We start from the raw sequence: 13,366 nt of genomic DNA, 5'->3' as shown, positions 1-13,366 counted from the left end.
CCCATGACATATGAACTGAAGAAAATTGCGATTGTGGGTGCCGGCGGCAAGATGGGCATGCGCATTTCCAACAACCTGCAGGGCAGCCACTACAGCGTGACGTACTGCGAGAACTCGCCCAAGGCCCAGGAGCAGATTCTCGCCACCGGGCGCAGTCTGTCGGCCACCAATGATGTGGTGCCTCAGGCTGACGTGGTGATCCTGGCGGTACCGGATGTGGCGCTGGAAACAGTGTCTGCCCAGGTGGTGCCGCAGATGAAGAATGGCGCCATCCTGCTGACCCTGGACCCCGCTGCATCCTATGCCGGGCTGCTGGCTCAGCGTGACGGCATCCATCAGGCCGTGGCCCACCCCTGCCACCCTTCGGTGTTCCTGGAGCGCTACACCAAGGAAGAACATGCCGACGCCTTTGGCGGCAATGCCGCCGTGCAGGATGTCTGCGCGGCGTTCGAGAGCGGTAACGACAAGCAGCGTTCGGAACTGGCCAATATCATCGCCGTGATGTACGGCCCGGTCGGGGTGGTGCATTGGGTCACGGTCAAGCAGTTGGCCTACCTCGAGCCTACCCTGGTCGAAACCGTGGCCTGCATGGTTGGCAGTTTCATGAAGGAAGCGCTGGATGAGACCATCAACCGGATCGGCGTGCCCGAGGCTGCGGCCAAGGCCATGCTTTACGGGCACATTCAGATTGCCCTGGCGGTGTCGTTCCGCAGCACCAACCCGTTCTCCGATGCCTGCATGATCGCCATGGAGTATGGACGTGAGCAGATCATCAAGCCCGACTGGAAGAAGATCTTCGATGAGAAAGAACTCGACCTGATCATTGCCCGCATGCTGAAGATCGACGCGGTGCGCAAAGCCGACGCGGCTTGATAGGTACGCAAAATCGACTACTTTTTGGCGTCCGGGGTGGCAGCACCTGCGGGCGTCTTTTTATATGGGCAGCCAGGGAGATTGATCATGGAGAGTAAACCGCTGCGGGGCGCGCTGATAGGTTGCGGTTTTTTCGCCCTCAACCAACTGCGTGCCTGGCAGGATCTGGACGGTGTGGAAATCGTCGCTCTGTGCGACAGCGACCCGCAGCGTCTTGCTGAATTTGCCGACCACGCGCCTGACGCCGCGACCTTCAGTGATGCGCAGATCATGTTGCGCGAGCTGCAGTTGGACTTCATCGACATCGCCACACCCACCTCGGCGCATAAGCCGCTGGTGCTGATGGGCGCCGAGGCCGGTGTCGATATCATCTGCCAGAAGCCCTTCGCGGCGACCCTGGACGATGCCCGGCTGATGATCGAGACCTGTGAGAAGCTCGGCGTCGGGCTGACCGTGCACGAAAACTTCCGCTGGCAGGCGCCGGTGCGCGCCACGATCGAGCACTTGCGCAGCGGGGTGATCGGCACGCCGTTTTTTGGCCGGGTGAGTTTTCGCAGCGGCTTCGATGTCTACCGTTTGCAGCCTTACCTGGCCAGGACGCCGCGTTTCATCATCGAAGACCTCGGCGTGCATGTACTGGATATTGCCCGTGCGTTATTCGGTGACGTCGCCCGGCTGACCTGCGAGACCCGTCGAATCAATCCGGCCATTGCCGCAGAGGATGTCGCCACGGTCATGCTGGCCCATGAACAGGGCGTCACCAGTGTAGTGGATTTCAGCTACGCCACACGACTGGCCAACGATCCCTTCCCGCAAAGCCTGATCGAGGTGGATGGTGATCGCGGCTCGTTGCGCCTGCTGGCCGATTTTCGTTTGCAGATCCATGACGCCTACGGTCATGTCGAAACCCTCGACGTTGCCCCCGTTGCACCGGCCTGGAGCGATGCGCCGTGGTTTCCGATACAGGAAAGCGTGCTGCGCCTGCAGCGCGAATGGTTGGCCGATCGGCTTCGCGGGCAAAGGTCCGAGACCTGCGGGGCGGACAACTTCAATACCCAGGCGTTGGTGGAGGCGGCCTATGAATCGGCGGTCCATGGCATGACTGTGATACCTGCCAGGCGCTGATGGACCGGCCTTGGGCAACAGTGATGTGGCTTTATGAGTGGGACCGGCTTTAGTCGGGAAAGCGGCGGGTCTGAGCATGCACATGCTGAGTCTATAATGGCCCTTTCCCGGCTGAAGCCGGTCCCACATACGGGTTATCTCCTCTTATCATTTCAATCACTGAAGGCTTTCGGCCCTAGCGCATGCCAAAGCCGCCTTCGCGTACCTGCTTGCTGTTGTCCTTGGAGATCATCACGCAGTCCACCGACTGTTTTTCCGGCTTGTCGGACTTGCCGGTGCGCAGGAAGTGGTCGGCCTGTTCCATCGCCATGGCGGCCATCTGGGTTGCCTGCTGCAAGCCGGTGGCGATGATCGGGCCGTCGCCGGCGATCTGCCGAACGACATCGGGATTGCCATCGATACCCACCACTTTGACGTCGCTCTTGCCAGCGTTTTTCAGTGCCGCCGCTGCACCCAGAGCCATGGTGTCGTTGCCGGCCAGCACCCCGACGATATTCGGATTGGCCTGAATGATCGATTGCATGACGTTGTAGCCCTGAGTCTGGTCCCAGTTGGCCGATTGCTGGGAGACCATCCTCAGGTCCGGAATCTGGTCGAGTACCCGGTGAAAGCCTTCCGAACGCACATGGGCGTTGACGTCCGAGCTGCGCCCGATCAATTCCACATACTCACCCTTGAAGCCGACCTGATCAGCGAAGTACTCGGCGACCGAGGTTGCGCATTGCGAGTTGTTGGACACGATCTGCGCTGTGGCGATGCCGTTGGCGTTGACTTCGCGGTCGATGAGAAATACCGGGATCTTCGCTTCCTGGGCTCGCTTGACCGCAGCGATGGAGGAGTCGGAGCCGGCGTTATCGAGAATGATCGCCGAAGCGTTGTCGCCGATGGCGGTCTGTACCAGGCGCAACTGGATATCCGGATCGTCCTGATGGACCAGGGCGTTGGTCTTGTAGCCGAGCTTTTTCGCGGCAGCTTCGGCGGTGTCGGATTCGGCCTTGTAGAACGCATTGCTATGGGACGGCGTGATAATCACGATCAGGTGATCGGCCGGCTTGAACTCCGCTGCCGAGGCAGTCAGCGGCAGCAGTGAAGCAGACAGTACGGCCAGGGAAAGCAGCTTGCAGGAGAAGAGTCTTTTCATTGTTTTAGTCATCCCTCTATGGAGTAATAAATCACGCGGCAGTCGTCGGTTTGCCCCGGTCTTCCTGAGCCTTGGCCTGGCGCTCCGCACTGGATTTCTCGACACGGCGTTGCAACTGATCGACCACCACCGCCAGCACAATCACCGCGCCGGTGATGACGGTCTGCCAGAAGTCTGAAATGCCCACCAGCACCATGCCGTTGCTCAGTACACCGAGCACGAAGGCGCCGATCAGTGTTCCGCCGATGGTGCCGACGCCGCCGAACAGCGAGGCGCCGCCCAGGACCACCACGGCAATGGCATTGAGTTCGTAGGAGGTGGCAATGGCCGGGTTGGCGGCGCCCAGGCGCGAGGCGATGATCAGCCCCGCCAGGGCGGCGCAGAATCCGGAGATGGCGTAGGTGCCCATCTTCACCCGGCTGACTCGTACCCCTGACAGCTCGGCAGCACGCTCGTTGCCGCCGATAGCGAACACCTGGCGGCCAAACACGGTCTTGCGGCTGATGTACACCGCCACCAGGGTGAGGATCAGCATCAGCCAGATCGACACCGGCACCGACAATACTCGCGCGGTGCCGAGCAGGAGGAAGCCGCCATTGTGCAATTCGGCCTGCCCGGTCAGATCGCCGTAAGTCGCGCCGCCCGAGACCAACTGAGCCGCGCCGCGGGCCATATACAGCATGCCCAGGGTCATGATGAACGGCGTGACCTTGAGCCGGGTGATGAACCAGCCGTTGATCGCACCCACCACTGTGCCCAGTGCAAGGCTGAGGATACACACCACGGGAATACTGAAGAATGCCGACACCCCCAGCCACGGCAGGCGCAAGCCTTCGCTGATCAGATAGCCGGCGACCATGGCCGCCAGCCCGGCCACAGCGCCAACGGAGAGGTCGATCCCCGCCGCGAGAATCACAAAGGTCATGCCAATGCCCAGGATCGCGAACACCGCCACTTGCTCGGCAACGATCACCAGATTGCGTGCCGACAGGAACGAGGGGGCTATTGACGAAAACAGGATAATCAGCAGCACCAGCGCCAGATAGGCGCGCAGGCGCAATAGCAGCAGCGGCAGCGAGCGCATGCTCAGTGACGGGGATTTGCGGGCGGGCAGGGACATTGATTCGGCCATCATGCGGTTTCCTTCTGAATAGGCGCCGGGGTCATCGGCTCCTTGCGCGAGACTTGCGACCAGCTCACCAGCGTCGGTTCGTCCAGTTGCTCGCGGGTGAGGCTGGCGGTGATACGGCCCTGGCACATCACCAGCGCACGATCGGCGCCACCGATGATTTCGCCCAGGTCGCTGGAGGCATAGAGAATGGTCAAGCCGCTCTTTGCCAAACCATCCAGCACCTCGAACAGCTCGCGACGGGCCTTGATATCGATGCCCCGGGTCGGCTCGTCGAGCAACAGGACATGGGGTTCGGTGAGCAGGTTCTTGCCCACCACAACTTTCTGCTGGTTGCCGCCGGACAGCGACGAAATGGCGATGCCGGCGTGCTCAGTCTTGATGTGCAGCTCGCGGATCATCCGCGCGACGTCATCGTCCATGGGCTGGCGGGCCAGGCCGTCGGCACGTCGATAGCGAATCAGGTTGGCCAGCAGCAGGTTGTCGCGCACACTCGCGCTGGTGACCAGACCCAGCTTTTGCCGGTCTTCGGGGACCAGGGCAATACCGGCGCGGATACGTCCGGCGATGTCCTGACGCAGCGGCAGCACCTGGCCATTGAGTTCGATACGGCCGCCGATGGCCTGACGCAGGCCGATCAGGGTTTCGAACAGTTCGGTGCGACCGGCACCCATCAGCCCGTAGAAGGCGACAATTTCACCCCGTCGTACGCTGAACGAAACCTTGTTCAATAGCAGTGAACCGCGTTCGCTGGCGACCTCCAGATCGGTCACTCGTAGCACTTGCGGTGCATCGCTGTGCAAGCGCGGATCGCTTGCCGCGCGCAGTTCGGTGCTCATCTGGCTGCCGATCATGCGCTCCACCAGCCAGTCGATGGTCACGGCGCCGCGCACGCCGGTACCGACCAGATTGCCGTCGCGCAGTACGGTGAAGTGGTCGCCGATCTCGATCAGTTCTTCCAGACGGTGGGAAATGTAGATGATAGAGACGCCCTGGCGCTTGAGATCGGCAATCAGGGAGAACAGGATGCCGACCTCTGCCTCGCTGAGTGAGGAGGTCGGCTCGTCCAGAATCAGCACCTGTACATCACTGACCAGCACCTTGGCGATCTCGATGATCTGTCGTTTGCCGATGCTCAGGTCCTGCACCAGCGCGTCGACGTCGATATCCTGGCCCATGCGCTGGAGGGTGGCCCGGGCCAGCTTGCGCTGCTCGCCCAACAACAGCCTGCCGAAGCGGCTACGCCGTTCCTTGCCGATGAACATGTTCTCGGCAACGCTGAGGTTGGGGCACAGATTCAGCTCCTGATGGACGATACCGATGCCCAACGCCATGGCCTGTCGGGGATTATCCAGGGTCAGGGCTTCATCACCGGCAAACAGCTGTCCTGAGGTCGGCTGCTCGATACCGGCGAGGATTTTCATCAGCGTTGACTTGCCGGCACCGTTCTCGCCGATCAGTACATTGACTTTGCCATGCACTACATCGAAATCAACGCCCTTGAGCGCGGTAGTGCCCTGGTACACCTTGCGGATCTGTCGGGCACGCATCGCCAGAGGCGTGCCAGGGGAAAAAGCATTCATCCAGCTACTCCTTCACCGTCAGGCTGACGGGCACGATGCGGATCGATGCGGGGGATTGGAGGTTGAACACACCGACGAAACTGATGGTCTTGCCGAGCAGGCTGGCCGCGGGCGTCTTGCCGTAGGTACGCGCCAGGGCCTGCTTGTTCAGAGCGGCGGCAACATCGGCGTACTGGGTCTGGTTGGTAAAGGCGTTCAGCGACATATTGCTGGCCACGTCGCGCAGTACCGTGCTGATCACCAGCGGCCCGGTCAGCAGCTGAATCTTCTGCTGAGCCAGCTCGGGGTGATCGGGGAACTCCAGGGTCAGCAGGCCCATGGGTGACTTGAGATTGGCCTCGGCGACCCGTGCTATACCACTGACGACGAAATTTTTGCTGTTGCCATCATGATTGACGGCATAGCGGTTGGCCGCGTCGGCGGGGTTCGCCGCAATGGCGGCAAGGAGGGGCATCAGGTCGACCATCTGTTTGTCCAGCACTGGTTGCACGTCGCTGGCCCACTGTTGTTCGACGTACTGCTCGGCGCTGAAGCTGTTGATGGCGAACTTCTGGTTTTGCCCCTGGGCGTTGGCGCTTTGTGCGGTATTGAAGACGACCCGGCCGGTTGCCGGATCCAGCGGTCGCAGGGTGACGAGCGGGGCGCCAATCAGGGTCGCTGCTGCCCATACCGCAGCGGCGACGCCGACGATGGCGATTACAGGCAGGCCGCGGAATAAAACCGACGGTCTGCCGGATACAGTCAAGCTCATGCAGATTCTCCTCGCCTTGTGGCGTTTTTTTGTACTTGTCAGGAGGTTCAGTCATCACTATATATCATCATCATACCAGTTCAAGATAGCGTCTTTTTTGGCGCTGAATGCCGGTCCGATTTAGTTTGCTTTCATCCATAACAACAACAGGAGCGTCCTTGATGACCCCGCCCCAAGCCCTGGATTACCGTCTCTACGGCACGTTGCAGCCACGCCCCGAGGAACAGCTCACCCATGTAGGTGCCCTGGATTTTCTTGCCCAGGGCGCTCAGTTGCGCCGTCTGCGTGCCGACGGACGGGAAATTCTGCGCGGTGTCGGGCTGGTGATTCGCGACGGCTTCTGGGGCACACACACGTTACTGGAGTGCCATCGCGAGACCAGGGTCCAAGCCCATCACTGGTGGCGAAAGGTGCAGGGTGTCGTGACATCGAGCGGCGAAGAGTCGGCGCTGCAATGGCAGGTGGAAATGGACGTTCGCGACGAAAAGCTATCCATCAGGGCGCAGCTGCGCGCGCGTCGTGATTTCTCCACCTGTCGCGCCGGACTGATGTTGTTGCATCCGCTGCAGGGCGTGGTTGGCGCGCCTGTTACGGTGATTCACGGTGATGGTCAGTCCGAAACAGGAGCCTTCCCTGACCTGATCAGCCCCAGCCAGCCATTTTTCGATATCCAGGGCCTGGTTCACTCACCGACGCCGGGGCTGACCCTGGACTGGCGCATGAGCGGCGATGTGTTTGAAATGGAAGATCAGCGCAATTGGTCCGATGCCTCGTTCAAGACCTATAACCGCCCGCTGGCATGGCCATGCCCCTATGTCATCGAGGCCGGTGAATGCATTGAGCAGTGCATCGAGCTGCATGTGCTGCGTCAGCAGGAGGGGCGGCCATGAGCGCGGCAAGCATCATTATCGGCGAACAAGGTACGCGCCCATTACCAGTCCTGGGGCACGGGTTATGGGTCGATCACCTCGAAGACAACGCGGCCGCCGAGGCCCTGATCCGCCAACTGGGCGGCGCGCACCTCGATCTCTTGGTGGATCTGCGCCGGGACGGGGCCTTGAAGCGCCTGCAGAATGCCTTATTGCTATGCCAGCGGACCCGCACCGATGCCTGGTTGCTGGTGATCGTCAGCGACGACGCTGTTCAGGCGCAGTTGCAGGATCTGGCTGCGTTTCTCGACACTGCTGCCTGGCGACCCAAGGGGATCCTGACGACCCCGGCAGCTTACTTGAACAGCTACCAGCCCGATGGCAAATGGCCGAGCGGGCCGACGCCCCAGGATGTGGCGACATTGGCGCGCGAGTACCTGCCGCATTATTTGATCGGCGGCGGAGTGCCGACCTACTTTACTGAGCTGAACCGCTGCCGACCCGCCGCTGCAAGCTTCGATTACCTGACCCATGCCACTTCACCCATCGTTCATGCCGCCGACGACCATTCGGTCATGGAGTCATTGCAGTCGCTGGGCGATATCGTTCGCTCGGCGCGTCGTCTGGCCCATGGCAGACCCTATCGTATAACCACCTCGGCCATCGGCGCATGGTGCAACCCCTATGGCGGTCAGCTCACCTCCAATGCCGAGGGTGAGCGCCTGACCCTCAGCAACAGTGACCCGCGCCAGCACAGTCAGTTCGCCGCCGCCTGGACCCTCGGCCACTATGTCGCCTTGCAGCAAGCGGGAGTAGACGCAGTAGCGCTCTGGGCGGTGAACGAGCCGTTTGCCGTCGCTGCGGCGAGCGAATACTGGCCGACGTTTCACCTCTTGTGTGGTCTGAGCCAGGGGCGCGGTAAGACCGCAGTCGATGTCAGGGTTGGCAGCGCAGAAATCGCCGTGCTGGCCTGGGTCGAGGAACAGGGACTGCAGGTCTGGCTGGCTAATCTGAGCGACAGTGACCAGGCGTTCGAGCTGAGCGGGGCAAGCATCACCGGTGTCACGCAGCTGGACGCCGATCACTACGATCTGGCACTGCATGACCCTGGCTTCATTCACCGACGAACGTCTACAGGCCTTGATCAATCTGTCCTCGGACCTTACGCCGTACTGAAGCTGGACTGCCGACGCGACGTTGAGTGTGGCTTATAATCGCGCTACCGTTGCCGCCATTTACGCTTTTACGAAAGAGATGTCGATTAATGTCAGAGATCAAGAAACGCACCATTCAACGCAAAAAGCTCTCTGACGTCGTCTTCGAGCAATTGATCGGCCTGATTGAAGAGGAAAACCTGAAACCGGGCGATCAGATGCCAGCCGAGCGCGAGCTGATGGAGAGCTTCGGTGTCGGTCGTCCTGTCGTGCGCGAAGCCATGCAGCGCCTGGCGGGTATGGGCATGATCACCATTCAGCATGGTGAGCGGGCCAAGGTCGGTCGCGTCGATATGCATTCCATGATCGGTCAGATCGACCTGGCGGCACGGCATCTGCTGTCCAGTTCGGCCAAGAATGTCGACCATCTGCGCCAGGCGCGGGAATTCTTCGAAACGGGCCTGGTGAAAATCGCTGCGCAGAAAGCCACGCCAGCGGATGTGGTGCGGCTGGAAACCGCCTTGGCCAAGATGCACAAATACCGCGAGACCGATGAGTTCATTCCGGCAGACATGGAGTTCCACGCCGAAATAGCGCGCATATCCGGCAACCCTATCTACGTGGCTATTTCCCACGCGATCCTGCAGTGGATGGCCGATTATCGTGAAGACATGCTGCGCTTCAAGGGACGAGAGATGACGCTCAAGGAGCACGCGATCATCCTGGGCTTTATCAAAGCCAATGACCCGGTGGGTGCGGAAAAGGCGATGCATCACCATCTGGTCGAACGAGGCGAAGAGTAGTTTTTCAGGACGCCTGCCCACGGGAAACGCTGCGACGCCTTTAGTATTGCCAGCTCACCGACGCTGTCAGGTTGCGCGGTGCGCCATAACTGGCGGTGGTAGCGCTGTTGTACAACGACAGCTCACGCCGGCTGACGGGGGGTATTGGCAATTTTCACATTTGCTCGGACTGGTGATTGAAAGACCCTATATTGGCCGCTGGAGTCGGTGCTGCCTGGCGGGGGTGTTCCGCGAGTGGTGGAGCCGGGTGACAGGTGTACACAGAGTTTGATCCTGGCAACCCTGCAATCGCTATACTCGCCTTCCTCAAAGACACCAAGGACCCGGAATGTCGCTCCCTCCCCATACCCTTCGGCGGACACTGGTCCTTTGGCTGTACGCCGTGGCAGCCGCGCATCTGCTGTTTGGTTTGCTGCTCTCATGGGCAGGCTCGTCAGGCCTGTTCGAGGGCTATCTGACGTCCCTTGAACAGTCTTTCTGGACCGGCGCAGTACCGCCTGCCGCCCGCTCGCAGCAGGTCTGGTGGATGGCGCTGTTCGGCGCGACGTTGCAGAGTTATGCGCTGTACATGCTGGCGCTATTGCATATCGGTAATCGTCTGAGGGCTCCCATGGCCTGGGGGTGGCTGATAGCGGGCCTTGCGCTGTGGGCGCCGCAGGATATGTGGATTTCCGCCCAGGTGGGGATGTGGTCGCATCTGTGGGTCGACACGGTAGCGCTGCTGATGCTGCTGCCGCCTTTGTTCTGGTTGTATCGCCATGACCGTCGCGCCCGGACTGGGGAGCGCACATGAGCAAGCCTCTTCTGTACCTGCTGGCGGGTAACGGCAGCAGCGCCGAGTGGTGGGACGATGCCGTGCCGCATTTCACCCGCTATCAGGTGGTGCCGCTGGAATTGCCCGGTTTCGGCAGCAATCCCAAGCCGCCCTGTGCCGACCTTGCGGCATATGCCCAAGCGTTGCTGGCCGCGACTGTACGCGGCAGCGCCATAGTGGCAGTGGGGGTTAACGCCTTGCTGGTCCTGCATGCTTTGCAGCGCGCCCCCGGCCACTTCTGCCGAAGCGTGCTGCTGGCGCCGGTTGGGGCGTTTCTCTGGCAGCGACGCTTGCCTGCGCTGATGTCGCCAATGCCTATTCGCAAGACCATCCACTGGCTGCTGGCCAATAAGCCCGCGCTGTTCGCCCATAAGTTTTCCCGGCAGACCTGGCCTGCGGCGCACTATGCGCGCATGGGCGCCGGTTATGCCCGTTGTCGCGCCTTCGTGCCGTATTGGGATCTGTTGCGCGCCGATACGGCGTTGCCCTTGCTGGAATGGATCGAGGATCCGGTCGAATTGGTCTGGGGTGATCAGGATAAGGTCTTGGGCATTGAGCAGGCGGCGGCCTGGTCGGCGATCCTGGCCCGGGCTGACCTGAGTATCAGTCTGAAGCCAGGCTGGGGGCATTATCCCTGGATCGATGCGCCGGTCGAGTTCGTGCAGTGGCTTGAGTCAGGCGAGCGCGGATTTGTTGCTCATACCAAGGGTGGCCGCTTGCGTCTGGCAGCCAGCGCGGGGCAGCCGGTGCCAGCGGCGCTGTCCCTCATGCAGGGTGAAGACGTGGGGCTTTCGGCGTTTCTCGCCAGTCAGCCGGAGGCCATCTGGGCGGTTCGCTCGTCCAGTTTTGGCGAAGATCAGGCCGACGCCGCCAACGCCGGGCTGAGTACCACCTACCTGCGCGAACCTGCGGATAACGTACCTGCGCGCATTGCCGAGCTGCATGCGGCGGGTGTTGAAGAAGTCATTGTGCAACGCTTTATTACGCCAGTGCTCTCCGGGATTGCTTTCGTCCGCCATCTGGCCGTGGAGCTGGAGTGGGTAGAAGGCCATCTGGAATCCCTGGCCGACGGCCAGGCCAGCCCGGAGCGTGCGGTCATTTCCCGCCTCGGTGCTTCCTGGAACAGTGGCGAGTTCAAGTCCGCCCATGGCTTGACCCAGGAATCACTCTGGGATTTCCTGCAAGGCGTGCTGAGAGTCTTTCACTATGTGCCAGGGGACGTCGAATGGGCCTGGGACGGCAGCCAGTTATGGCTATTGCAGTATCGACCGATCAGCGATTACGGCTGGCGTCGGCACCTGACTGCGGCCAATATCGCCGAGATCCTGCCGCCACAACCGAGTCGCCTGGTGGAGTACGCGCAACGACGTGCGGCGGCGAGTATTCCGGCGATCATGGCCCGTTGGGACGCACGTATCCTGCAGGACAACGAACCCTTTACTGCGTTGTTCGGCGACGCTTCCTATATCAATAATGACCTGTTTCTCGCGCGGCTGTCGGACTGGGGGATCGCCTCCAGCAACTACGCGGGTGAAGTGGGCGGCGCGACCCCGGACCTGCCATGGCGGCCCCTGCGCCTGTTGCGCTCGCTGCCGTTGTTCATTCGTATGCAGCGCATTGCCCGCAGTCATCTGTTGAGCCTGGACGCCCAGTTGCATCGCTACGACCGCGAGCTTGCGGCGTTGAAAGAGCAGGGTGCCGACGGCAGGCAACTGGCTGACTGGTTTACCCGTTTCTACGTCTTCGTCGTGCAGGGCAACCTGTGCATCGCCACGGCCCTGGCCAGCAGTGGTGGCGACCTGTTCGGGCGCCCGCCAACGGCCTACGAGAACGTCGAAGACTGCCCCCATCGATTGCCTTGGGAAACCGATCCGGCCACCCCGCGCCCGGAGATGTCGGACCTGCCGTTGCAGGCTTTTCCGACTTGGTCGAAGGCGATTCACTTCGCCAGTCGCGTCGGCTTACCGGGTTTGCGCGGCTATTTCCTGCAGGTGCGCGAGTGGTATCGGGATAACCTGATGCGTATTTTCTTCCGCTTGCACCACGCCATGCCGACAGCCGATCGCGAACACTGGTTTGCAGCGCATCCGCATATCCGCAGCCGGCATGGCAGCTTCTGGCAGGACGGTCGCGAGGGAAGCGAACAGGCCAGTGGCTTCATGATTTATCCGGGGCAGGTTCGGGGTGTACTGGGTGAAGATATCCTGCTGGAAGATACTCTGGACCCCGGACGCCATGCTGTTTATCAAAACGCTCGCGCCGTGATTGCGCGCATGGGTGGGCGCCTTTCCCACGGCTCGACCCTGCTGCGTGAGCTGCGCAAACCTTCAGCGGTCATGCCCCATGTCGATCTGGCGTGGCGAGGGCGGGAGGTGCTGTATGCCGACGGCGAGTTAAAGCTGGTTGATTGAATGTCGGGCCGCTCAGGCTCGTGGCTCGATGCCTCTAAGTATCAGCGCTTGCAGATTGGCCAGGACTTCCTCGAAGAACAACGGGTCTGCCAGGGTTTTCCCGCTGACCGCCCGGACCTGGGTGCTGAAATCGGCGTAATGCTGGGTGGTGCTCCACAGCGAAAAAATCAGGTGCAAAGGATCGATCCTGGCCAGCTTGCCCGCATCGATCCAGCCCTGAATGACCTGCACCTTATTGGCGACCAGATCGCGCAACGGGCCTTCGAGCTGATTCATGATCAATGGCGCGCCTTGCATGACTTCCATGCAGAACAGCCTTGATTCTGCGGGATGATCCCGGGACAGCTCGAGCTTGACCCGGATATAGCCGCCGATGGCTTCCAAAGGGTCCTGCTCGGGATTGAATCCCCGCAGCGGCGAAAGCCAGATATCCAGCAAGTACCCCATGACGTTGGCGTACAGGTCTTCCTTGCTGGCGAAATAGTAGAGCAGGTTGGTCTTGGAGACGTTTGCCGAACTGGCAACCTGGTCCAGGCTCGTGCCATGCAGGCCGAATTGGGAAAACAGTTGCAATGCGGCCTGGATAATCCCATTGCGCTTGCCCTCGACCAGCAGCAGGCGACGGCTTTGCGCCTTGGGACTTATGGTCCGGGGAGTCTTGGCCTTGGTATTCACGGCAGGCTTTTCAGCCTTTTTCCGGGCCTTTGCTGGCG

12 protein-coding genes are annotated in these 13,366 nt (G+C 61.1%); 7 read left to right on the top strand and 5 right to left on the bottom strand.

Features of this window, described 5'->3' with window-relative positions; translation table 11 throughout:
• Positions 1-3 precede the first annotated feature (3 nt).
• Together ACCD02_RS03945 and ACCD02_RS03940 are read left to right on the top strand one after the other, a co-directional pair.
• The gene (locus tag ACCD02_RS03945) at positions 4-873 is read left to right on the top strand and encodes a phosphogluconate dehydrogenase C-terminal domain-containing protein (protein ID WP_413298668.1); all 870 of its coding nucleotides are present in this window, start codon (positions 4-6) and stop codon (positions 871-873) included.
• A gap of 87 nt (positions 874-960) precedes the next feature.
• Positions 961-1,998: a Gfo/Idh/MocA family protein gene (locus ACCD02_RS03940; protein ID WP_413298667.1), complete on the top strand. Its 1,038-nt coding sequence runs from the start codon at positions 961-963 to the stop codon at positions 1,996-1,998.
• 175 nt (positions 1,999-2,173) lie between these two features.
• Here the strand turns inward: ACCD02_RS03940 and ACCD02_RS03935 are convergent, their stop codons facing one another.
• From ACCD02_RS03935 to ACCD02_RS03920, 4 genes are read right to left on the bottom strand one after another with little or no spacing between them, the layout of a single operon-like run.
• Entirely contained in the window at positions 2,174-3,139 is a 966-nt protein-coding gene (locus ACCD02_RS03935) for a D-ribose ABC transporter substrate-binding protein (protein WP_413298666.1), read from the bottom strand.
• Between the two features lie 31 nt (positions 3,140-3,170).
• Positions 3,171-4,274: an ABC transporter permease gene (locus ACCD02_RS03930; protein WP_413298665.1), complete on the bottom strand. Its 1,104-nt coding sequence runs from the start codon at positions 4,272-4,274 to the stop codon at positions 3,171-3,173.
• Positions 4,271-5,851, bottom strand: a complete 1,581-nt coding sequence (locus ACCD02_RS03925; protein ID WP_413298664.1) for a sugar ABC transporter ATP-binding protein — start codon at positions 5,849-5,851, stop codon at positions 4,271-4,273. Before ACCD02_RS03925 ends, ACCD02_RS03930 begins: the two co-directional genes overlap by 4 nt.
• A gap of 4 nt (positions 5,852-5,855) precedes the next feature.
• On the bottom strand, positions 5,856-6,602 hold the full coding sequence (locus tag ACCD02_RS03920) for a DUF2291 family protein (RefSeq protein WP_413298663.1): 747 nt from the start codon (positions 6,600-6,602) through the stop codon (positions 5,856-5,858).
• A gap of 161 nt (positions 6,603-6,763) precedes the next feature.
• Here ACCD02_RS03920 and ACCD02_RS03915 point away from each other — a divergent pair, with 161 nt between their 5' ends.
• From ACCD02_RS03915 to ACCD02_RS03895, 5 genes are all read left to right on the top strand, one after another.
• Positions 6,764-7,492, top strand: a complete 729-nt coding sequence (locus ACCD02_RS03915; protein WP_413298662.1) for a hypothetical protein — start codon at positions 6,764-6,766, stop codon at positions 7,490-7,492.
• Positions 7,489-8,685, top strand: a complete 1,197-nt coding sequence (locus ACCD02_RS03910) for a hypothetical protein (RefSeq protein WP_413298661.1) — start codon at positions 7,489-7,491, stop codon at positions 8,683-8,685. The genes ACCD02_RS03915 and ACCD02_RS03910 overlap by 4 nt, the downstream gene beginning before the upstream one ends.
• Before the next feature lie 50 nt (positions 8,686-8,735).
• The gene (gene nanR / locus ACCD02_RS03905) at positions 8,736-9,428 is read left to right on the top strand and encodes a transcriptional regulator NanR (protein WP_413298660.1); all 693 of its coding nucleotides are present in this window, start codon (positions 8,736-8,738) and stop codon (positions 9,426-9,428) included.
• Positions 9,429-9,756: 328 nt separating this feature from the next.
• On the top strand, positions 9,757-10,221 hold the full coding sequence (locus ACCD02_RS03900) for a cell division protein (RefSeq protein ID WP_413298659.1): 465 nt from the start codon (positions 9,757-9,759) through the stop codon (positions 10,219-10,221).
• Complete coding sequence (locus tag ACCD02_RS03895) at positions 10,218-12,653, top strand: alpha/beta hydrolase (protein WP_413298658.1); 2,436 nt, start codon at positions 10,218-10,220, stop codon at positions 12,651-12,653. Before ACCD02_RS03900 ends, ACCD02_RS03895 begins: the two co-directional genes overlap by 4 nt.
• A 12-nt stretch (positions 12,654-12,665) precedes the next feature.
• On the opposite strand, the gene rutR is transcribed toward ACCD02_RS03895, so the two are convergent.
• Entirely contained in the window at positions 12,666-13,328 is a 663-nt protein-coding gene (rutR, locus tag ACCD02_RS03890; RefSeq protein ID WP_413298657.1) for an HTH-type transcriptional regulator RutR, read from the bottom strand.
• Between the last annotated feature and the right edge of the window lie 38 nt (positions 13,329-13,366).

Origin of the sequence: Pseudomonas sp. Pseusp88, assembly GCF_047303955.1 — a bacterium.
In the GTDB taxonomy this organism is placed as follows: Bacteria; Pseudomonadota; Gammaproteobacteria; order Pseudomonadales; family Pseudomonadaceae; genus Aquipseudomonas.
This window is presented reverse-complemented; position numbering and strand designations above follow the sequence as displayed.